Source organism: Neglectibacter timonensis (assembly GCF_900048895.1).
Classification (GTDB): Bacteria; Bacillota; Clostridia; order Oscillospirales; family Acutalibacteraceae; genus Acutalibacter; species Acutalibacter timonensis.
Genome location: NZ_LT160640.1, coordinates 463,525 through 484,676, shown reverse-complemented (window position 1 = coordinate 484,676; position 21,152 = coordinate 463,525). Strand labels below are relative to the sequence as shown.

The following is a 21,152-nucleotide window of genomic DNA, read 5'->3' as shown; positions in this document are numbered from 1 at the left end:
GTTTGTCGGGAGGCCTGGTACTGGCTCCGTCAGTTTTCGCCGGAATTAAGAAACGGAGGATGAACTAATGAATGTGTTTTCCAAAATCAACCGCTTTTTGTTTCCCTATGCTGGGGAATATGAAAAGCTAGGCGCCAAAAAATCATTGGCGCTGGGATTCCAGCACGCGTTTGCCATGAGCTGCGCCACCATTCTGGTCCCGCTTCTCACTGGTCTTGATGTGGGCGTCGCTCTGTTCTGTGCAGGCATCGGGACTCTGATTTTTCACCTTTGCACCGGCGGCAGGATGCCCACTTTCTTGGGCAGCTCCTTTGCCTTTATCTCCGCCTTGTGCGGTGTGATCGGCAATTCCAGCTTCGGCGCTACTAAGGATGAGCAGATCTCCGCCGCCATGGGCGGTATCATTGTTGCGGGAGCCTTTTACTTGGTGCTCTCCCTAATTATTAAAATATTTGGAAAAGGCTTGATCGACCACCTGTTCCCGCCAGTTGTACGCGGCGTGGGCATCACGCTGATCGGCTTGAACCTTGCCTCTACCGCAATCAGCAATATTCAGACTCAGTATGGGCCGGACGGCGGAGCGCTGGCTGTTTTCGGGGAAGGCTATGATATGACCACCTATATTTGGGCCTGGGTTCTTGCCGGCGTTGTCTGCCTGCTGGCTGTTTTTCTCTCCAGTGTGGGAAAAGGGATGGTAAAAATGTCTTCCATCGTCATCTCCCTTGTCACCGGGTATGTTCTGGCACTGCTCGTCACTAAAACCGGGATTGCCCCGGCTGCCCTGATGGACACCAGCGTCATTGCCAGCTATTCCTGGATTCAAGCCCCGCATTTTGTTCTGCCGAGCTTCAATATTACGGCTATCGGGATGATTGCTCCCATCGCCATAGTAACTTGCGTAGAGCATGTGGGTGACGTCTATGCCAACGGCGCAGTGGTTGGCAAGAAATTCACGGAAAAGCCGGGCCTGCACCGTACGATGCTGGGCGATGGACTGGCCACTGTATTTGCCGGACTGGTCGGCGGCCCCCCCAATACTACCTATTCGGAAAACACTGCCGTTCTTGCGGCTACGGGCAATTATAATCCCGCTTCCCTCCGTGTTGCAGCCCTCATTGCCATCCTAATCAGCTTTTTTGGGAAGGGAATCGGCGTGATTCAGTCTGTGCCTAACTCTGTGCTCGGCGGAGCCTGCATCGTACTGTATGGTATGATCGCCTCGGTAGGCCTGCGCACACTTGTGGAAAATCATGTCGACTTTACAAAAAACCGGAATCTCTGCATCGCAGCCGTAATGCTTGTGCTGGCAATCGGAGGGGCAGTGATCGGAAATTCCACTTTCAGCTTTTCCAATATTGGCCTGGGCATCATCGTAGGCATTATTTTGAACTTGATTATCCCCAATACTGAAAAAGACGGAAAAGGCCTTGTCCCCCATGTAGTGAAGGAAGAGGAAGTTCTTCCGGAACGCGGCGACGCAGACCGGTAATCGAGCTAAATATTCACTTGCAAAGAGAGAGGCGGCGCGCTGCAGCACCGCCTCTCTCTTTGCTTGATTTAGTGATTCGTATTTCACTGAATAGAAATATCCATAGAAACTCTAGAAAATCTCATAAAATTGGAAAGCACCCTATATGATTTCCCTTCCGTCTTCTCAGGCTTATGGGGGCAGGCAGAAAGCTTAGCGGTTCGCCTTTGCCCTTGCCCTACCTGATTTCAGCCGGGCCCTGTAACGGCAGGTTAGATTTTCAAAAGAAGAGTTGCGCTTTCCGGTTTAAGGGGACCGGCTGAAACAACGTCTTTTTTCACGCCGTACGTCCAATTTTTCGAATCCTTATTTCCAGGGAAAGAAAAATATTGAAGGTATCCCTGGTTTATGCTATAATTATTTGACATAATTCTAGGAATGAGTAGCCAGTTAGGCAAAAGGGAAGACTAAAATATACTATGAAAACAAAACGATATTTTAAAGGACTGCTGAATTATCTGCGCCGGGCTGATATTCTTCTCTGGCTGATCCTTGCCGCTATTTCTGTTTATAGTCTGCTGCTGTTAAAAAGCGTTTCAGTTGCCACAGAGACAGATTATTTCCGTACCCAGCTGTTTGCTATCGGTCTCGGAGTAGCAGGCGCCATTATTATTACCTTAATCGATTACACAGAGATCTGCAACTTCTGGTATCTGATCGCGGGTTTTTCTGTATTTCTCATGATTTACACTTATCTTTTTGCCGAATCGGTCACCGGAAGTGACGGTGTAGACGCTAGAGCCTGGATCAGTATTGCAGGACGCACATTCCAATCCTCTGAACTTGTAAAAATAGCCTTTATGCTTACCTTTGCAAAGCACTTGGACATTCTGAAAAAGAAGGGGCGTATCAACGAACCCGTTCAGGTTGTCCTCCTTGCCATGCACGCACTGGTCCCTGTGATGCTCTGCCACCTGCAGGGAGACGACGGTGCTGGAATCGTCTTTTTTGCCATGTTCATTTTTATGAGCCTGTCCGCCGGGATTCAGCTGCGGTATTTCGCCATTTTAGGTGGAATTGTTCTCATTGCCGCCCCCATCCTCTGGAAGTTTGTTCTCAGCGAATACCAGAAAAAAAGGTTTACGGCTGTCTCTAACCTGGAAAACGAAGCGGTACAGTTGGACGAGGGGTATCAGCAGTATCAGGGACGCATTTCTATTGGAAGCGGCGGCCTGACCGGGGAAGGGCTCTTCAATGGCAGCCGTGTAGCCAGCCAAAGCGTCACCTTTCAGCAGAGCGACTTTATCTTTTCAGTCGCTGGAGAAGAACTTGGCTTTGTAGGTTGTGTGCTGATCATTGTACTGCTGCTCCTGCTCATGATTAAGGTACTGCACGTAGCCCATTCCTCCCGGGACGATCTGGGCAAATATATCTGTTATGGTTTTTTTGGCATGATCGCTCTTCAGTCTGTGTCAAACGTCGGAATGTGCCTTGCAATTCTGCCAGTTATGGGCGTCACGCTTCCCTTTTTCAGCGCTGGCGGTTCGTCCGCTGCCTGTCTGTATTTGGGTTTCGGACTTGTACAGAGCGTCTACATGCGGAGAAAAGAAAGCGACGGCATGCGGCTCAAACGAAAACAGCCGCTCCGGTTCGGCTATAAACAGATGAAAGATATCTGAAGCCAAAAATACCAAAGGCTGCAGCAGTCAAACCACTGCGGCAGCCTTACCATTTTACGTCTAAATACCTTCTACAAATTCCCGAAACCTCGGGAGCATTCCCACTCTGTTCGGTACATGAGGCGGCATTTGCAGAAAATCGTATCCCGGCAGATTATTCCCCTCTACAAAAACCGGTCCATTTTCGGTAACTCCCACATCCCACCCCACATAGCGCATCTGAGGTACAAGCTTTGCCGCTCTTAAACAGAGCTCTGCCGTTTCCTCCCAGAAAGGGATTTCAAATCCCGGAATCCGGACGCCTGTACGGGGATGCTCGTAATATGTGTTCCGGCTTTTATCATAGGCTGGATATTTGATCTTTCCTGTTTCCAATTCAATAGGTGCACACATACCGCCGGCATGCAGGTTGTCTACAGAACGGCCGCCGTTTCCAATACGGATGTAGGCATAGACAATGTGCGGACCCTCCCCATTGAGCACTGTGACAACCCGCAGCGTGTTCAATGATTCTGGATGGAGTGCCGCCATATCGGAATGCTGAAGAATGACATCTTCCACTACACCGGTATTTTCTGCCCGGAGTGTAAGGTACATTTGACGGAGATCCGGATAATCGCTTTTACGAAGTTTCTTGACCCCTTTTCCGCCGCTTTCTGCATCCGGCTTGACCATGATTTCAACCCTGTCGTTCATGAACTCAGAAAAGTCCTCATAGGAAGCACTGGCAAAATTAAGCCATCCTCTGCCCAGGTAATCGGAAAAAGTGGTATAAAACTCATTCTTGTTGTCAAACACATGATAATACTGCTTATCGTTAAGCAGAGAAACCAAGGCGTTATTTATGCTCCTTGTCACATAGGTGGCCCGCTGCTCATTTGATAGATTGTAAAATTCGCAGAGCAGGTAGTCATTGAACCCCGATCCATATCGAAAACCGCATGTTACAATATCGAAAAAAATCCAAGACCTGCTCTTCCCCGTCTCACCATGGATAATAGCCACGGTATGGAAAAGCTCCTTTAAATCTAAATGGACAGCACAGCTGAATACGTACCTGATTTTTCCTGACAACCTATCACATCCTTTTATCTGTCAAAGGCTTTTTTCTGCTTGAGAGCAGCAGCCTGCCGGCGTCGCTCCGTTTCCTCCTGATTGAGGGAAAGTTCCCCCTCACCTGAAATCTCCAGGACGGAACCTTCCTTGGCCCCTTCTGGCAATTCCTGAGTTTCAATGGCAAAATACCTCTGGTCGGCATTTTCACAAATGGCAAACTTTCCTTCAAAACGGTCAATTACAAGCTGCTGCATAAATGATTCCTCTCCTTATTCTATCTGGCAGGGACCTGTTACTCCCTCTCCGTATACACGGTGATCGCTTCACCGTCGTATGAAAAAATTACGGTTCCATCGATATCTGTCCGATAAATTTCAGCATCAAAATTTTCCAATCGGCGCAGAACCTTCTTTTGGGGAAGATTGTTTTTGTCCGGCCCCACCGAGATCACTGCATATCGAGGCGACACGGCCTTCAAAAACTTCTTGGTGGAAGAAGTATTACTGCCATGGTGGGAAACCTTAAGCAAATCCGCATTCAGGTCGATTCCGGAAGCCACCAAGTCCTCTTCCGCCTCTTCCTCCATGTCTCCGCAGAACAGCGCTGTGAAATCCCCATAACTCAGCTTGAACACCAGAGAAGAATCATTGGTGTTATCATACTCCCGAAGAGGCGCGAGAAACGTCAGTTTTGCTCCTCCCAGCGAATAAACTGAACCAGGCGTTTGAACAGATTGTTCCGTACCGGTTTCTTTGAGCACAGCCTCCAAAGCTAAAAATTCATCTGTATGCGGCAGGATCTCCTCCGCAAGTGCTGGATGGCAGAAAAGCCGGGCTCCGTGCTCCTGCAACACCTGAGGTAACCCTCCGATATGGTCTTTATCCGGATGAGAAGAGACAATACAGTCCAGCTTTCCTATGCCCCGCCGGGTCAAATAATCGCTGACCTTGTCTCCTTTGTCAACCGTACCGCCGTCCAACAGAAGAGACTGCCCTTCGCACTCAATAAGGATCGCATCCGCCTTTCCCACGTCCAACACATGAATGTTCAGCGGGGCATCCAAAGCAACATCTGAAATCCCATTGTGACCGGCAAGACTCATCAACCGGCCCCAAAAAGCGGCGCCGGGGCCGGTAAACGAAAAGAGAAGCAACAGCAGCAAAAGGATTGCACTGCCCGCTGCCAAAATCCGGTTTCTCAAATCCCCTCTCTCCCGGCGTTTCGGTCTGTCTTCCATTTCAGAACTCACCCCTCTGAGGACCCGTCAGACTTCTGCATATTTTTCTCCAGCCACTGGGCATATGTCATCAACACCTGGCGGGGCTTGGAACCCTCATGTGGGCCCACAATTCCCATCTGTTCCATCTCATCAATGAGCCGCCCCGCTCTGGCGTATCCCAGGCGAAGCCGCCGCTGCAGAAGAGACGTGGACGCCTGTCCTGCCTCCACGACACATTTGATCGCCTCGTCCATCATCGGGTCACCGGTACCGTCCCCATCCTCTGCGGAATCGCTGCTCTTGCCGGTTTCATTCGCCGCATTGCGTTCAATCTCTTCGATCACTTTTTCATCATAAGTGATCGCCTTGGATTTCTTAGCAAACTCCACTACAGAGCTGATCTCCGCATCGCTGACATAACAGCCCTGAACGCGAACGGGCTTTTGCGTACCCACCGGTGCAAAGAGCATGTCTCCATTTCCCAGAAGCTTCTCAGCCCCGCCCGCGTCCAGAATGGTACGGGAATCGACGGAATTGGAAACGGTCAACGCAATTCGGCTGGGAATGTTGGCCTTAATCAAACCTGTCACCACATCCACGGAAGGACGCTGCGTTGCTACCACGAGATGCATCCCAGCAGCGCGGGCCAGCTGTGCCAAACGGCAGATGGAATCCTCCACCTCCTTGGGGGCGGCCATCATCAAATCCGCCAGCTCATCAATGATGATCACAATCTGCGGCATCGCAGGCATAGGCTGGCCATTTTCATCCTGAAAGCCCATTGCCTCTGCCTGGGCGTTATACCCTTTTAGATTGCGGACATTACATTCCGCAAATATTTTATACCGCTTCATCATTTCGGAAACAGCCCATCCCAGCGCGCCGGAGGCCTTATGAGGATCAGTGACTACCGGCACAAGCATATGCGGAAGCCCATTGTACTCAGTAAGTTCTACCGCCTTGGGGTCGATCATTAAGAAACGCACCTCGTCTGGCGTAGCTTTATAGAGCATGCTGACAATCAGAGAATTGATACAGACAGATTTACCGGAACCGGTGGTACCCGCAATCAGCAAATGGGGCATTTTGGATAGATCCGCGGCAACCACTTCACCCGCAATATCACGTCCGAGAACAACGGTGAGCTTGCTTTTGGAAGTCTGAAACTGGTTGGATTCAATAAGATCCCGCATTCTTACCGTATGCCGGCTTTTATTGGGAACCTCGATGCCGACCGCCGCTTTCCCCGGAATTGGCGCCTCGATTCGCACGCCTGCGGCTGCCAGGTTTAATGCCAAGTCATCAGCAAGGTTTGTAATTTTACTGATTTTGACGCCCGCCGCAGGCTGAATCTCATACCTTGTTACGGAGGGTCCCCGGCAGATATCCAGAATTTTCGTCTGCACGCCAAAGCTTTTAAGCGTCTCCACCAAGATACGGCCGTTCGTCTGCAGTTCTTCCGTTTCCAGCGCAGGATTTGCCTGTTTACTGGCCGCCAGCATGGAGATCGGGGGGAAGCAGTAAGTATTCTTCATCTGCTCCGATGCTGTGTAAAGTGCTTTCTGTTCCGGAGACGCCTCTTCCCGCTTCACGCTCTCCTCTCTTTTCTTCAGGAACTCTTCCGTAAGCGTTTTCACTTCTTCCGGGACAGGCGTACCACTTTGCCCGGCAGCCGAAGGCGTTATAGCGGAGCGGACTGCCTCAACAGGCGGCACAGGAATTTTGATTTCCTCGATCTCTTTGACAGCCTCCTCCAGTGCCTGGGTATCTTCCGCTATTTTTTCTTCCGGCTTCTCCTGAGGAGCCGGCTCTTCGGGAGCGCTGGGATCGATGCCGAACACCTCCTTGAGCCGATTGAGCTTCTCATTGTTATCCTCTTTTTTCTTCTTCTTTTCTACAGGCGGGAGCGGGAACAGCTGGCTGGGCTCAGCTCGTACCGGATGCGCAGGAAGCGCGTCCAGAGTGACGTCTATATTGGTGCGGTCCCGCTCCAGGATGAGGCGTTCCTCTTCCCTGCGCTGCTTTGCGTTTTGAATGCCTTCTGAGACCACGTCCACCGGTTTTTTGATGGTGCGAAACAGCCCAACGAGAGTGGTTCCCGTCAAAACCATCAGCGCCACAAAAAGCATAAGTAATATGATGATTTTTGCACCCACATCGCCCGCCGCCTGAAGCAGAGGCTGCCCCAGAAGGCCGCCCACCACCCCACCGCTGGTTCCTGGATTCTGCAGATAGAGGTAGGATATGTACTGTCCGAAGTTCAGACCTTCCGGAACGGGTTTCGCACTGAAGATGAAGCCTGTTGTACAGAACAACACAATCACGAGAACCGTGAGCCATACCTTGCCGCCGATAGAGCCTCTGGGCTTATCCAACGCGGTAACTACAGCTACATAGATCATAAGAACCGGCCACAACAGCGCCCAGCTTCCGAAAATCCCCAGAATAGCGCCGTGCGCCCAGCTCCAGAGATTATCCCCTTGAATCAACACCAGGCACGCCAGAAGAATCGCACAGGCAAACAATACAACCGCCCGGATTTGGTTCCTCTGACGGATGGCCTCGGCGGTCATTTGATTCCCTTTCTGAGACGTGCTCCTACCCCTGGGCTGCGCCTTTTTCCGGGCTGCCGGCGCTGCCGTTCTCTTTTTGGTACCTGTCTTTTTTGGGGTGGCCGAACTTGCCTTTTTCGCCGCCACAAATCTCCCTCCATTTCAAAAAAAGCGGCAGGGTCATTTTGACCTATCAACCTGAAACACACCTGAAAAGCGATTTGCTCTTTCCCGGCCTGCCGCTGTCTCTCATTATTTAATTACCATCATGCATTTATGTAACGGCGGCAACCGCCGGAAGCTTATTTTTCCTTCTTCCTGTTCTGTGCCGCTTTCGTTTTCTTTTTGTCTCTGTCGATCATTTTTGTCAGGCAATCCATCGCGTCGGACAGGGAACCCAAGGAGTCGATCAGTCCCTCCTCTACCGCATCCGGACCGTCGAGCACCGTGCCCACATCCATTACCAGCTCTTGCGTGTTCATAGCAAGGCTTGTGAAACGTTCCTTTGTAATATTGGAATTGGCTGTGACAAAATTAGTGATTCGGTCCTGCATGCGCTGGAAATATTCCAAAGTCTGCGGGATGCCCAGCACCAGGCCGTTCATGCGAACCGGATGAATCGTCATGGAAGCTGATTCTGCGATAAAAGACCGTTTCGCCGCCACCGCCAATGGAACTCCGATGGAATGGCCGCCCCCCAAAACCAGAGAAACCGTGGGCTTTTTCATTCCAGCTACCAACTCTGCCAATGCCAAGCCTGCTTCGACATCCCCGCCCACCGTATTGAGCAGCACCAGCAAACCGTCAATCTGAGGATCCTCCTCCACTGCGACAATTTGAGGAATCACATGCTCATATTTTGTCGTTTTATTCTGAGAAGGCAGGATATAATGCCCTTCAATCTGGCCTATAATCGTCAGACAATGAATGGTATGCCCATTATTCTTAGTTGTTACGGAGCCGCTGTCGATAATCTGCTTTTGTTGACCGGATGTGATTTCGGTTTCTTCTTCCCGGTTTTCTTCCCCGGTATCATTTTTGTACTCTTTTTTATTCTCTTTCTTCATATCTGCAACCTCCTTTGTATGAATATTTTGCCGAACTCGGCGCGTTTCATACAAAGAAAATCGTGACAGCCGGACACAACTCAAAAAAGGCGCAATATCACCATTTTGTAATTATATCATCTGTTTTTTAAATGGGCAAGGAAAATGCCTTCACTTGACAAAAAATTGTCGGTTTCGTTTGCCTCTACCCTCAAATGGTGGTATAATTTTTTCATTCCATCTGGGGAGGGGACTCATGGAAAGCCTTTGGATTGCTTTGAAAATTGTTGCGCCGTTGTTTTTGCTGATGGCTGTGGGATACCTGATTAAGGTGACCGGCCTGATGAATGAAACCTCGGTTCGACAGGTGAACAAAACTATTTTTAAGATTTTTCTGCCTCTGCTGGTATTTCTAAATATTTATAAAACCGATCTGGCAGAGAGCTTCAATTCCAAGCTGCTTTTTTTTGCGCTTTGCGGCGTCGTGCTTCAATTTACCATTTCACTATGCATTGTAATTACCTCACAAAAAGACAACTCCAGGCGCGGCGCAATGCTGCAAGGGATGTTCCGCAGTAATTTTGTGCTTTTTGGGATTCCGATTACCACCGCATTGTTTGGGGATACGGCTGCGGGGCTCGCAGCAATTCTGATCTCTGTAATCATCCCCCTGTACAATGTATTGGCGGTGCTTTCTCTGGAAATGTTTCATGGAAAGCAGCCCAGTTTTTTGAAAATGCTCAAAGGGATTGTAACGAATCCGTTAATTATCGCCTCAGTAATCGGTATTCTGTTTGTTACCTTCCACATTGAACTGCCTGATATTCTTTACAAGACCGTATCAGACCTGTCTGAAATTGCCACTCCGCTGGCCTTTGTGATTTTGGGAGCATCCTTCAGTTTTGGGGAAATCGGACGTTACGCCAAGGAATTATGCATTACTTTGGGTGCAAAGCTTCTTCTGTTCCCTGCTCTCTTTATCGGTATCGCTTTGCTGCTGGGATTCCGCGGCGCCCCGCTTTCGGTGCTGCTCACCGTCTTTGGGTCGCCGATTGCAGTTTCCTCTTTTACCATGGCTCAACAGATGGGAGGCGATGATAAACTTGCAGGCCTGCTTGTCGTATTCAGTTCAATTTTATCCATCGCCACCATGTTCCTTCTGATCTTCTTACTAAAGGAATTTTCCTTTTTATGAGAAAGCGGTTTAATTCCTGCTTCGGCATTGACAGAATCTGCAATTTCTAAGATAATTTGAGTATTCATCAATTTTATCTGCTTTTCCAAAAGGGATCGCTTTGTTCCCTCTTCCGGCGTATTGTTCCCGAAAGGGCCGGCGCCAAAATTATAGATAAAGGAGAGATTTCTATGGGCAGTACAATCGCACAAAAAATTATCCGCCAGCACCTGGTCAGCGGTGAGATGATCCCAGGCAGCGATATCGGTCTCCGCATTGATCAAACTCTGACGCAGGACGCCACCGGAACCATGGCCTATCTGGAATTTGAGGCAATGGGGGTGCCGCGGGTCAAAACAGAATGCAGCGTAGCTTATATTGACCATAACACGCTGCAGTCAGGCTTTGAAAATGCCGACGACCATCAGTTCATACAGTCTATCGCCAAAAAACACGGTATCTATTTTTCTCGCCCCGGAAACGGAATTTGCCACCAGCTCCATCTGGAGCGTTTTGGAGTCCCGGGAAAGACCTTGATTGGCTCGGACAGCCATACCCCTACCGGCGGCGGAATCGGCATGCTGGCTTTCGGCGCAGGCGGGCTGGATGTAGCGGTTGCCATGGGCGGCGGCGAATACCACATCAATATGCCCAAGATGACAAAAATCAACTTGACCGGCAAGCTCTCCGCCTGGGTCTCCGCCAAGGATGTGATTCTCGCTGTTCTGCAGAAGATGAGCGTCAAGGGGGGCGTGGGAAAGATCATCGAATACGGCGGAGAGGGGATCAAAACTCTAAGCGTGCCGGAGCGTGCCACCATCACCAATATGGGCACGGAGCTGGGGGCTACTACCTCCATCTTCCCCTCAGATGAAATCACAAAGGCCTTTCTGGGTGCCCAGGGCCGCGGCGATTGCTGGATGGAGCTCTCCTCTGACGAGGATGCCATTTATGATGAAATCATCGACCTGGATCTCTCCTCCCTGGTTCCCATGGCTGCATGCCCGCACAGCCCGGATGCTGTGAAAACTGTAGACGAGATTGGTCCCATCAAAATAGACCAGTGCTGCATTGGCTCCTGCACCAATTCCTCCTACCTGGACATGATGCGTGTGGCCGCTGTTTTAAAAGGGAAGACCGTACACCCCGAAGTGAGCCTAACCATCGGCTGCGGCTCCAAGCAGGTCTATAATATGCTCGCACTCAACGGCGCCCTGGCTGACATTATCGCTGCAGGCGCAAGAGTGCTGGAATGTGCCTGCGGCCCTTGTATCGGTATGGGACAGTCTCCAAACTCGGGCGGCGTATCCCTGCGGACTTTCAACCGGAACTTTGAGGGCCGCAGCGGCACCGCTGACGGACAGGTATATCTGGTCAGTCCCGAAACCGCCGCCGCATCCGCGATTAACGGATATTTTACCAATCCCCAGAGCCTCGGAGAACCAGTAAGTATAGAGCTGCCGGAAAAATTTCTTATCAACGACAACATGATTGTCCCTCCTGCACCGGAAGCATTGATGGAGACCGTGGAAATCAAGCGCGGTCCCAATATCAAACCCTTCCCCGTATCGGAAGCCCTGCTGGACAGCATTGAAAAGAAAGCGGTTCTCAAGGTCGGCGACAACATCACCACAGACCACATCATGCCTGCCGGCGCCAAGATTCTTCCGTACCGTTCCAACATTCCCTATCTGTCCAATTTCTGTTTCGGTGTCTGCGACAAAGAGTTTCCCGAGCGCTGTAAGCGGGAGGGCGGCGGCATCGTTATCGGCGGCCAAAACTATGGGCAGGGTTCTTCCCGGGAGCATGCAGCCCTGGTTCCTCTCTACTTGGGGATCAAAGCTGTCATTGCAAAATCCTATGCGAGAATTCACTGCGCAAACCTGGCAAATGCCGGCCTGATTCCTCTGGAGTTCAAGGTTGAGGACGATTATGACCGTATTGATCAGATGGACGAGCTGAGTCTGCCCCATATCCGGGAAGAGCTGCAGGCCGGTACCGATGTCACGCTCTGTAACCTTACGAAGGGAACGGAAATTTCACTCACAGCGGTACTGACAGACCGTCAGCGCAAAATGGTTCTGGCAGGCGGTCTCTTGAATTACACCAAAGACACTGCAGAATAAGACAGCGCCCGCATCCGCCTGAAACCGACACCATTCAGAGACTGGAGAGATAATTATGGCTGAATATCAAAAGATTCCCATGCAGACGCCCCTTGTAGAAATGGACGGCGACGAAATGACCAGGATCCTCTGGAAAATGATCAAGGATATCTTGATCCTCCCCTATGTGGATCTGAAAACCGAATACTATGATCTGGGCCTTGAGAACCGTGACCGTACCGATGACCGGGTGACTGTGGAATCCGCAATGGCGACGAAAAAGTATGGCGTTGCTGTAAAGTGCGCAACCATTACGCCAAACGCTGCCCGGGTAGAAGAGTACCATCTCAAGGAGATGTGGAAATCACCGAATGCCACGATTCGTGCTATTTTGGACGGCACGGTATTTCGTACGCCGATCATTGTCAAAGGAATTACGCCTTTCATTCCTTCCTGGAAAAAACCGATTACAATCGCCCGTCACGCCTATGGAGACGTCTATAAGAATACGGAGGCAGCAGTTCCCGCCGGTGCGAAAGCAGAGCTTTTGATCACAAAGGCAGACGGCAGCGAAGAAAAGCATTTGATCCACGATTTTAAGACTTCCGGAATCATTCAAGGTATGCATAACCTGGACAGCAGTATTGAAAGCTTTGCCCGTGCCTGCTTCAATTTTGCTTTGGATACCAAGCAGGATCTTTGGTTTGCCACGAAAGACACCATTTCGAAAAAATATGACCACCGTTTCAAGGATATTTTTCAGGAGATCTATGACGGAGAATACCAGGAAAAATTCCAACAGGCCGGCATAGAGTATTTCTATACCCTGATCGACGACGCTGTGGCCAGAGTTGTGCGCAGTGAGGGCGGATACATCTGGGCCTGCAAGAATTATGACGGTGACGTAATGAGCGATATGGTGGCTACAGCTTTTGGCAGTCTGGCGATGATGACTTCTGTGCTTGTTTCCCCTGACGGAACCTATGAATATGAAGCGGCACACGGTACCGTACAGCGCCACTACTACAAGCATCTCAAGGGTGAGAAAACTTCCACCAACTCGATGGCTACGCTGTTTGCCTGGACAGGAGCGCTTCGGAAGCGGGGCGAGCTGGATGGAAACGATGCGCTGGCTGCTTTTGCCGACAAGCTGGAAAAGGCCTCCATCGATACCATCGAGGAAGGCGTGATGACTGGAGACCTGGCCTCCATGTCTTCCCTCTCCAACATAAAGAAGGTAGGTTCAGAAGAATTTTTGTTGGCGGTGAATGATCGCCTGCAAAAGCTTCTTTAAACTCTCATATCACTTCAAGGGAAGTAACCTCATATGCAGAAAAAAGATAATGTCTCCATGTCCGTTATCCGCCGCTTACCCAGATATTACCGTTTTCTCAGCGAGTTATGCCGCCGGGGAGAAACCAGGGTTTCTTCCAAAGAACTCTCTGAAAAAATGGGCTTTACCGCCTCTCAGATCCGGCAGGACTTCAACTGTTTCGGTGGATTTGGCCAGCAGGGTTACGGGTATAATGTTCCGCAGCTCTGTGCTGAAATTGAACGGATTCTCGGCATTCAGCAGCTTCATAAATGCGTGCTCATCGGCGCCGGAAATCTAGGCAAAGCCATTGTTGGCCATATGCCCTTTGTTCAGCTCGGTTTCGAGCTTATTGGGGTGTTTGACAATTCCAAACGGGTGATCGGCGGAAAAATCAGCGGCCACGAGGTCTTGTCCTATGAGAGTATTGCCTCATTCTTTGAATCCCACCACCCTGTTATGGCCATACTCTGTGTACCTCGGGAAGCGGTAGAAACCATTTCTGATGAATTGTATGCGTTGGGGATCAAGGCTTTCTGGAATTTCAGTCACTATGACATCACCCTCAAACATCCAGATGCCATCGTAGAAAACGTACATATGAATGACAGCATGATGACCCTGTGTTACAGACTCTCATTGGAAGAATGAACAGCTCAAACCCAGAAAAGCATCGGGCGGCCGTGTAAGTCTCACGGCCGCCCGATGCCTTTCTTCCTGCTAAATGTTTCATCAACCCTCATATGGCACAATCTCAATTTTTTCTATAACCACATCCTCAAGCGGTTTAGCGTTGGCGTCCGTCTTTACAGCCGAGATGCCGGAGACCACATCCATCCCTTCAAACACTTGAGCAAACACGGTATGGCCAGTTCCATCTGTGGAATAATACCCATCAAGATGGAGGTTTCCCCCATGCTCTTCATAGGCTTTCTTCATATCATCCGTCACCTTATCCATATCAACACATTTTCCACCGTAGGCGGCGGTAAAAGCCTCTGGGTTCTGCTTGTACATTTCGAAAATCTGCTGATACTGGTCCCACTGAACAGCTGCATTCCCCTCCGTATTATTGATAAAAAATTGGCTGCCGTTGGTATTGGCGCCGCTATTGGCCATAGAGACGGCTCCGTCCAGATTCAATAAATTTGCATTGAATTCGTCTTCAAAGGGCTCACCCCAGACGCTTTCCCCTCCTGTGCCGTTGCCTGCAGGATCGCCGCCCTGAATCATAAAGCCCTGAATAACCCGGTGAAACGTCAGGCCGTCATAGTAGCCTTTCAATGCGTGCAGTTTGAAATTATAAACCGCCTTAGGCGCTTCATCTGGGAAAAACCGCAGCTTTATACTCTCTCCAGAAGCCATGGTAATAACCGCTATCTCTTCCCCCTTCACCGGCGGATTCAGCTGGTATCCAATTGTTTCCCTGTTGGTCTGCTGTTTGAGTTCTGTTTTAGGCAAAATCGTGTCTGCAGTGCCTATTACTTCAGCCGCCGCAGTATCCTTATTGGAGCTGCAGCCGCCGAACGGCAAAATCAGCAAAACAGCGGCCAACAGCCAAAGAACCAATTTCTTCATTTATGAATCATCCTTTCTTTCATGCCAGACAATACAGGACAGGGTTCAGTCCATCCTTTTTTTCTTAGAAACAAATTGTTTATTATTCTATCGCAAACCAATCAATTATTCAAGACTACATTTTGCAGAGCGGCATTTTATTTTTCCATCCCTCATATATTTTCCTGTATAAAAAGGAGGATGGAAAAATGAAATTTTATCCGGAAGGTCATTTGATCGATACTTTTGAGAATAGAGCCGCCATGCAATCCCCGGCTTCCCTTTCAGAAGCGATGCGGGATGGAACAATTCTGGAGGCACGCGCCGTCATGTGCGACAGCAAGCACAATCTCATTGTAGATTTCAAATTTATGAAAGGGATTATCCCGCGGGAAGAAGGCGCTATTGGGATAAAAGACGGTACGGTACGGGATATCGCCATTATTTCCCGGGTAAACCGGCCGGTCTGTTTTCAGGTACAGGACTTCATACGGGATGAATACGGAAGGATTACCGCTCTTCTGTCGCGTCGCGCTGCACAGGAGAAATGCCGGGAAGAGTACATAAGGCAGTTAACCCCCGGAGACGTGATTGATGCCAGGATCACGCATATTGAACCGTTTGGAGTTTTTGCCGATATCGGCTGCGGCATCGTTTCACTGCTTCCTATTGATTCCATCTCCGTCTCACGCATCGAACATCCACGGGAACGTTTCCTGGTGGGAATGGATATCCGTGCTGTCGTCAAATCCAGAGACAGCAACAGAATTACCCTCTCTCATAAAGAATTATTGGGGACCTGGGAAGAAAACGCAGCCCGTTTCCGGCCTGGAGAAACCGTAGGAGGTATTATTCGAAGCATAGAAAACTATGGTGTTTTTGTAGAACTCACTCCGAACCTCGCAGGGCTTGCCGAGGTAAAGGAAAACATCTTTCCAGGCCAACAGGCCAGTGTCTTCATCAAAAGTATTCTGCCTTCCCGTATGAAGATAAAGCTTATCATCATCGAAACCTTTGACGGCGCGGCCTGCAAGCCCTCACCGCCGGAATACTTCTTTCATGGAGATCATCTGGACGAATTCATCTATTCTCCGCCTCAAAGTGAAAAGTATATGGTGACGAATTTTTCCTGATCTCCGTTATCACGCGGACAAATTTATAAAAAAAAACCAGGGCTCCGGAAAAATCCGGAGCCCTGGTTTTTATTCTGCCCGCTTCAATATCTCCATTTTCCCTGACGTGGTAGAAAACGAGAGTTCCGCCTTTCCGGACCCGTAAATGGCAATACCGGACTTTCCGCTGTCTCCTGTAACCGGAAACTCTGAAGAAAATTTTCCGGAAATGCTGGAAAATTTAGCCTGAAACCCGTCATTCTCAGGAAGTTCCATAGTCAGCTTACCGGAAACCGACTCCATGGAAGCATCTTCAGGACATTTCAGGAATTCCGCCTCAATAGACGCTGAAACAGAGGAGGCATCCAGTTCATTGGTATCCCCGGACATCCATATCTTTCCAGAAACAGAAGAAACCTCTGTTTCCGGAGCCTGAAAATGATCAACTTTCACGGCTCCGGAAGTCGTACTGATATCCAAGGTTTTCTCCGCATAGATATTTAGAAGATCCATTGAACCGGAAACAGTGCTGAAGGACAACTCTTCTCCTTTCACATCAGAGACCGTCAAGGACCCGGAAGTGGAAGAAACATCCCCATTCTTTGCCGCAAAGCCAATGGCCTTTATATCCCCGGAGGTATTACTGCAGTTCAGATTTTCCAGCTTCTCGGCTGTTTCCTTCGGCACAGTTATGGTTAAAGACTTCTCCATATTCTGCAAAAAACCAAAAGAGATAAAATCGCTGTTCCATTTTATTTTCAGCACACCGTTGGAAGAGGAAATTTGCAGCCTTTCCTTCTCTTCCAGCACATGCTTGGAAACCTCTGTGATCAAAATTTCATTTCCAGTTCCCACCTTCAGCTCGATCGGACCATTGATCCAGGAAATATCCAATCCTTCGATCTCCTCAGACTCCCAAGTGTAGGAATACTTCTCCCCTCCCGCCTCGGGCGATAGCGATCCGGTATCCAGAAGTTTTCCTATCCCGAAACCGTCGCTCTTAAGCCCAACTACCAGGACACCCGTCAGAATAACTATGGCAATGGAACAGGTGACAATAGTCAAGACAGCCGATTTTTTCATAAACAACCCCCCTAGGCTAATTTCATTTCATGGAAAACAACGACTGTAGTATGGCTTCTCCTGCAGCCGCAATCAAAAATATAACCAGGCATACTACCCATTTCCCTGTTGTAAAACCGATCAGAAAATAGATGGCAAGCACTAGCGGCCAGTAGGCAGAGCGAATTCCCTTGAGCATCTGCCGCCTTTGCGTGTTTTGCGTCTGCCAGTTTTTAAAATCGGAAACCACGGTATTTTCCGCCCCTTTTTTGGGTTTCGACATGCTGCTGTAGATCAGCAGGCCGGTCGCCCCCGCCACCATGAGAAACATGATGACTACCCCCAAGATTTCAAATACCCCGATCGATCCCAGAATGATCAGCGGCACCACACTCAAAATGTACATCATAATGGCAATGGCGGTAGTGGCCGCATGACGCTTTATAGTGTGATCCTGCGGTACGTAGGCGGTTTGTCCAGGGCTTGAAGTATCTTCCAGTCCTTCAAACAGCTCCCGAACGTCGCCAATGCTCATAACGGTCAGATTATAAGCGTCCTGTTCGCTTTTGCCCTCGCTGACCAGGGCGTAATATTTATCGATAAGGTTCTGTGTGAGCTCGATCTTCAGCTCATATGCACGCTGAGTTCTCGGTGCGCTTTCAAACAGTTCATCGACGTAAGCTCTGATTCTGTACTCCATGATGAAATGATATCCTCCCGCTTCTTTAATTTCCGACTGTTCCGTCGGGCCGGATCAACTCTTCAATAATCTGCCTGGACTGTTCCCAATCCGCCAGCATGCGATAATAATTCTCCACACCAAGTTCCGTGATGGAATAGTACCTCCTGCGGGCTCCAGTATTTTCGTCACCCCAATAGGAGGTAATACATCCCATCTGCTCCAGTCTGCGGAACGCTGTGTAAAGCGTAGCCTCTTTCAGCTCATATTGACCTCCGGTCTTCATCTCAATCGCACGATTAATTTTGTACCCATAGCTGTCTCCCCGCATTAACTGCGCCAAAATGATGGTATCCGTATGGCCTCGTATCATATCTGATGCAATGGACATTGAATCCCTCCTTTTGTAATTTCAATGATATATTACTCTTATATACCTCGTCTGTCAATGTATATTTTGTAATAAAATATATTTCCTCCTACAGTTTTCGAGCAAATTCGAAAAATAAATTGTCCTTCTGAATGGTTCTATGCTATAATTGTATATAAGCTTTACAGTAAAATCGCGTTTCTATACTGTGGCTTATTTAATAAATGGGACTGTATGGCCGCCATACAGGGAAAAAGGAGTTGCCGAACTTGATCTATTTTACCATTGCATTTCTCTGCAACGCCGGGCTTTTCTTAGCCCTTCTGGAGGATCGTTATCGGTTTTGGACCACCGTGTCTGTCACCGCCGCCGTATATTTCCTATCTCTTGCCTGCGGCGGGTTGCTTTCTCATGCCATAAAGGATATACAGCTGGCAAATCAGCTCTCCTGCCTGCTAAACGTGCTGCTGCTTTTTCTCTCTTCCCTCTTTCTCAGTACCAACAATTTCATGCAGAAGCTGTATTTGGCTCTTCTTGCCATGTGTAATTTTGCGTTTCTTTCCTTTTTCTGCGAGCTGCTGCTGGGAATCATGCCTTTTTCAACAACAGGCGCTTTTGCCGGGATCTTCTCTGTCTTACTCTATCTTCTCTTCACTGCGCTGCTCTGTCTCTGTCTCTACCGTCCTTATCATCATTTCAGCGACCGGGGCGTATCCGGTTTTATCACCGGTATCTTTCTGATCTCAATTTTCGGCTATTTTCTTTGCCTTGGAAGCTTTGATTTTTTGTTCCGCACGAATATCTTTGCAGCCCGCCTGCTTTGCGCTGTATTGTTCTACAGCGCGATCTTATTTGCCTTCCGTTCCCTATTTCACGCCGCGAAATTTCGGGAAACATCTGCAGAAGAGGCTGCCCGCAGGCGGATTCTCGAGATGGAATCCGGAGATTTTGCGGATATGCTTGCAGGAATCAAAGAGGTTAAAAATGCGCGGAAAAACGGCGAATATGCATTGGATACGGTTAAAGTTATGGTTTTGGACGGAGTCTCCGACCGTGTTCCCGGATATGTCGATTCGATAAAGGCATCCATAGCCCAATCTCCCATGCTTAGGGACTATAACGAGAATCCCTATATCAATGCGGTAATTGCCACAAAAGCCGCCCTTTGTTCTCAAAGTGGCATTATGTTTGAAAGCAGCGCGTTTATTGGAGAAACTCCATTGAAGACCGGGGAAATTTGTATTATCGCTAACGAACTTCTGACAAAAGCGTGGCTTACCGCTTCTCATTTTGAAGGGGAAAGGAAGATTCATTTTACATTGTTTACCGCTCCGGAAGGGCTTTGTTTTGAAGCAGTCTATTCCGCGTACCCGGAACCCAATGAAAAATTTACGCTGCGCGGCAAAAATGTCGCTCAAGTGATTTCCTGGTTTCTCGAAGACCGAACTGAGGATCAGGATCAGACCGGTCTTGAAAACACTGCAGAAATTGTAAATCGATACAGTGGAAAAATCAGCATTTCTGATTCTCCCGAAGGAAAAATTGTCAAAGTTCTGGTGCGTTATTAAGCCTGATACGGCATCGTTTGAGAAAGGAATCTCTCGCCAATGAAACGGTCGTGCACTATAAGTTCAAAAGTATTATCCGCATATGGATTGGATGAGGCCTCGGAATTCAGGCCTTTGACCAGCGGCCATATCAACTGCACCTACCTGGTCCGTTCCGGAAAAAAGCAATATATTCTTCAGCGGATCAACCGTTTCGTATTTCCCTCTCCCCCCGACATCATGGAAAACATTCTGGGGATCACCGAATTCCTGAAGAAAAAGATTATTCTGCAGGGCGGCGATCCGGAAAGAGAAACTCTTTCCGTTATGCAGGCCAGCGATGGGAAATACTATCTGCTCGACGAAGAAGGCGAATATTGGCGCTGTGTCAATTTCGTAGAAGGAGCTTCCGCCCATGAAACTGCCGACCGTCCGGAACTGCTGTTCGAAGCAGGCAGGGCTTTCGGCAATTTTCAGAGGATGCTCAGCGATTATCCGGCGGAAACCCTGCATGAGATTCTTCCCGGCTTCCATAATACTCCAAAACGATTCCAGCAGCTGACAGCCGCTGTTGAAAGGGCTTCTGCGGAGAGGCTGAGTCGTGCCTTTTTCGAACTTCAGTTTGCACAACAGAGAAAAGAGCGCTGCGGCCTGCTGATGGGGTTATTGGAGCGCGGTACGCTTCCTTTGCGTGTGACGCATAACGACACCAAACTGAGCAATGTGCTGCTGGACAACAACTCCGGACATGCCGTATGCGTCATTGATTTGGACACTGTGATGCCAGGTTTGGCTGCCTTCGATTTTGGAGATTCCATCCGTGCAGGAGCCACTGCCGCCGCTGAAGATGAGACCGATCTCAGTAAAATACGGTTTGAGTTCTCAAGATTTGAAGCCTATGCCAGAGGTTTTTTCTCTGCTGTCGGCAACTCTTTAACGGAAAAAGAGTTGGAAACCCTGCCGGACGGTGCATGGACGATGACTTATGAAACCGGAATTCGCTTTTTGACGGATTATCTGAATGGAGACGTCTATTTCCAAACAAAATATCCCGAACACAATCTGGATCGGGCCAGAAACCAATTGAAACTCACCGCCGATCTGGAAGAGCACATGCCTGAAATGCGCAGTGTTATTTCGCAGCTTGCAAAAAAATATTGCTGACTTGCTTTTTTGTTTGCTATGGTGTAAGCTTGGAACCGGAAATGCTTATG

General features: G+C 49.1%; 18 protein-coding genes. 9 read left to right on the top strand and 9 right to left on the bottom strand.

The window, feature by feature from the left end; all coding sequences use genetic code 11:
* Positions 1-67: 67 nt before the first annotated feature.
* Positions 68-1,489, top strand: a complete 1,422-nt coding sequence (locus BN3911_RS11140; RefSeq protein ID WP_066865537.1) for a uracil-xanthine permease family protein — start codon at positions 68-70, stop codon at positions 1,487-1,489.
* A gap of 458 nt (positions 1,490-1,947) precedes the next feature.
* The gene (locus tag BN3911_RS11135; RefSeq protein ID WP_066865534.1) at positions 1,948-3,147 is read left to right on the top strand and encodes an FtsW/RodA/SpoVE family cell cycle protein; all 1,200 of its coding nucleotides are present in this window, start codon (positions 1,948-1,950) and stop codon (positions 3,145-3,147) included.
* A 60-nt stretch (positions 3,148-3,207) separates the two neighbouring features.
* Here the strand turns inward: BN3911_RS11135 and BN3911_RS11130 are convergent, their stop codons facing one another.
* From BN3911_RS11130 to BN3911_RS11110, 5 genes are all read right to left on the bottom strand, one after another.
* A complete protein-coding gene (locus BN3911_RS11130) occupies positions 3,208-4,152 on the bottom strand; it encodes a sugar-transfer associated ATP-grasp domain-containing protein (RefSeq protein WP_187127732.1) in 945 nt (314 codons plus the stop codon).
* 83 nt (positions 4,153-4,235) lie between these two features.
* Positions 4,236-4,457, bottom strand: coding sequence for a DUF3006 domain-containing protein (locus BN3911_RS11125; RefSeq protein ID WP_066865531.1), 222 nt, complete (start codon positions 4,455-4,457; stop codon positions 4,236-4,238).
* Positions 4,458-4,495: 38 nt separating this feature from the next.
* Positions 4,496-5,440: a ComEC/Rec2 family competence protein gene (locus BN3911_RS11120; RefSeq protein WP_066865528.1), complete on the bottom strand. Its 945-nt coding sequence runs from the start codon at positions 5,438-5,440 to the stop codon at positions 4,496-4,498.
* A gap of 8 nt (positions 5,441-5,448) precedes the next feature.
* The gene (locus tag BN3911_RS11115; protein WP_066865525.1) at positions 5,449-7,995 is read right to left on the bottom strand and encodes an FtsK/SpoIIIE family DNA translocase; all 2,547 of its coding nucleotides are present in this window, start codon (positions 7,993-7,995) and stop codon (positions 5,449-5,451) included.
* A 281-nt stretch (positions 7,996-8,276) separates the two neighbouring features.
* Positions 8,277-9,041: a ClpP family protease gene (locus tag BN3911_RS11110; protein WP_066865521.1), complete on the bottom strand. Its 765-nt coding sequence runs from the start codon at positions 9,039-9,041 to the stop codon at positions 8,277-8,279.
* A 235-nt stretch (positions 9,042-9,276) separates the two neighbouring features.
* On the opposite strand from BN3911_RS11110, the gene BN3911_RS11105 reads away from it, so the two are divergent.
* The 4 genes from BN3911_RS11105 (at position 9,277) to BN3911_RS11090 (ending at position 14,262) form a co-directional block, all read left to right on the top strand.
* Positions 9,277-10,215 (top strand): AEC family transporter, encoded by a 939-nt coding sequence (locus BN3911_RS11105; RefSeq protein ID WP_066865518.1) that lies wholly within the window; start codon positions 9,277-9,279, stop codon positions 10,213-10,215.
* A 170-nt stretch (positions 10,216-10,385) separates the two neighbouring features.
* Positions 10,386-12,320 carry an aconitate hydratase gene (locus tag BN3911_RS11100; RefSeq protein WP_066865515.1) on the top strand — a complete coding sequence of 645 codons (1,935 nt, stop codon included), beginning with the start codon at positions 10,386-10,388 and terminating at the stop codon, positions 12,318-12,320.
* 55 nt (positions 12,321-12,375) lie between these two features.
* Positions 12,376-13,593: an NADP-dependent isocitrate dehydrogenase gene (locus BN3911_RS11095; RefSeq protein ID WP_066865512.1), complete on the top strand. Its 1,218-nt coding sequence runs from the start codon at positions 12,376-12,378 to the stop codon at positions 13,591-13,593.
* Between the two features lie 33 nt (positions 13,594-13,626).
* Complete coding sequence (locus BN3911_RS11090) at positions 13,627-14,262, top strand: redox-sensing transcriptional repressor Rex (RefSeq protein ID WP_066865509.1); 636 nt, start codon at positions 13,627-13,629, stop codon at positions 14,260-14,262.
* Between the two features lie 81 nt (positions 14,263-14,343).
* Here the strand turns inward: BN3911_RS11090 and BN3911_RS11085 are convergent, their stop codons facing one another.
* Positions 14,344-15,189 (bottom strand): peptidylprolyl isomerase, encoded by an 846-nt coding sequence (locus BN3911_RS11085; RefSeq protein ID WP_066865506.1) that lies wholly within the window; start codon positions 15,187-15,189, stop codon positions 14,344-14,346.
* Between the two features lie 188 nt (positions 15,190-15,377).
* On the opposite strand from BN3911_RS11085, the gene BN3911_RS11080 reads away from it, so the two are divergent.
* Entirely contained in the window at positions 15,378-16,301 is a 924-nt protein-coding gene (locus tag BN3911_RS11080) for a S1 RNA-binding domain-containing protein (RefSeq protein ID WP_066865505.1), read from the top strand.
* A gap of 69 nt (positions 16,302-16,370) precedes the next feature.
* On the opposite strand, the gene BN3911_RS11075 is transcribed toward BN3911_RS11080, so the two are convergent.
* The 3 genes from BN3911_RS11075 to BN3911_RS11065 are packed head-to-tail and all read right to left on the bottom strand — an operon-like array spanning position 16,371 to position 18,412.
* On the bottom strand, positions 16,371-17,363 hold the full coding sequence (locus BN3911_RS11075) for a DUF4097 family beta strand repeat-containing protein (protein ID WP_066865502.1): 993 nt from the start codon (positions 17,361-17,363) through the stop codon (positions 16,371-16,373).
* 22 nt (positions 17,364-17,385) lie between these two features.
* Positions 17,386-18,042 carry a permease prefix domain 1-containing protein gene (locus BN3911_RS11070; RefSeq protein WP_066865499.1) on the bottom strand — a complete coding sequence of 219 codons (657 nt, stop codon included), beginning with the start codon at positions 18,040-18,042 and terminating at the stop codon, positions 17,386-17,388.
* A gap of 25 nt (positions 18,043-18,067) precedes the next feature.
* Complete coding sequence (locus BN3911_RS11065; RefSeq protein WP_066865496.1) at positions 18,068-18,412, bottom strand: PadR family transcriptional regulator; 345 nt, start codon at positions 18,410-18,412, stop codon at positions 18,068-18,070.
* Positions 18,413-18,660: 248 nt separating this feature from the next.
* Here BN3911_RS11065 and BN3911_RS11060 point away from each other — a divergent pair, with 248 nt between their 5' ends.
* Positions 18,661-19,959: an ATP-binding protein gene (locus BN3911_RS11060; protein WP_066865494.1), complete on the top strand. Its 1,299-nt coding sequence runs from the start codon at positions 18,661-18,663 to the stop codon at positions 19,957-19,959.
* A 39-nt stretch (positions 19,960-19,998) separates the two neighbouring features.
* On the top strand, positions 19,999-21,102 hold the full coding sequence (locus tag BN3911_RS11055; protein WP_066865491.1) for a phosphotransferase enzyme family protein: 1,104 nt from the start codon (positions 19,999-20,001) through the stop codon (positions 21,100-21,102).
* The last annotated feature ends 50 nt before the right edge of the window (positions 21,103-21,152 follow it).

Bases quoted from the DNA above. Each gene is read 5' to 3' on its own strand.
- BN3911_RS11110 (WP_066865521.1), bottom strand. From the start codon at position 9,041: ATGAAGAAAGAGAATAAAAAAGAGTACAAAAATGATACCGGGGAAGAA.
- BN3911_RS11070 (WP_066865499.1), bottom strand. From the start codon at position 18,042: ATGGAGTACAGAATCAGAGCTTACGTCGATGAACTGTTTGAAAGCGCA.
- BN3911_RS11090 (WP_066865509.1), top strand. From the start codon at position 13,627: ATGCAGAAAAAAGATAATGTCTCCATGTCCGTTATCCGCCGCTTACCC.
- BN3911_RS11065 (WP_066865496.1), bottom strand. From the start codon at position 18,412: ATGTCCATTGCATCAGATATGATACGAGGCCATACGGATACCATCATT.
- BN3911_RS11105 (WP_066865518.1), top strand. From the start codon at position 9,277: ATGGAAAGCCTTTGGATTGCTTTGAAAATTGTTGCGCCGTTGTTTTTG.
- BN3911_RS11115 (WP_066865525.1), bottom strand. From the start codon at position 7,995: ATGACCGCCGAGGCCATCCGTCAGAGGAACCAAATCCGGGCGGTTGTA.
- BN3911_RS11085 (WP_066865506.1), bottom strand. From the start codon at position 15,189: ATGAAGAAATTGGTTCTTTGGCTGTTGGCCGCTGTTTTGCTGATTTTG.
- BN3911_RS11135 (WP_066865534.1), top strand. From the start codon at position 1,948: ATGAAAACAAAACGATATTTTAAAGGACTGCTGAATTATCTGCGCCGG.
- BN3911_RS11120 (WP_066865528.1), bottom strand. From the start codon at position 5,440: ATGGAAGACAGACCGAAACGCCGGGAGAGAGGGGATTTGAGAAACCGG.
- BN3911_RS11080 (WP_066865505.1), top strand. From the start codon at position 15,378: ATGAAATTTTATCCGGAAGGTCATTTGATCGATACTTTTGAGAATAGA.
- BN3911_RS11075 (WP_066865502.1), bottom strand. From the start codon at position 17,363: ATGAAAAAATCGGCTGTCTTGACTATTGTCACCTGTTCCATTGCCATA.
- BN3911_RS11055 (WP_066865491.1), top strand. From the start codon at position 19,999: ATGAAACGGTCGTGCACTATAAGTTCAAAAGTATTATCCGCATATGGA.
- BN3911_RS11100 (WP_066865515.1), top strand. From the start codon at position 10,386: ATGGGCAGTACAATCGCACAAAAAATTATCCGCCAGCACCTGGTCAGC.
- BN3911_RS11095 (WP_066865512.1), top strand. From the start codon at position 12,376: ATGGCTGAATATCAAAAGATTCCCATGCAGACGCCCCTTGTAGAAATG.
- BN3911_RS11140 (WP_066865537.1), top strand. From the start codon at position 68: ATGAATGTGTTTTCCAAAATCAACCGCTTTTTGTTTCCCTATGCTGGG.
- BN3911_RS11125 (WP_066865531.1), bottom strand. From the start codon at position 4,457: ATGCAGCAGCTTGTAATTGACCGTTTTGAAGGAAAGTTTGCCATTTGT.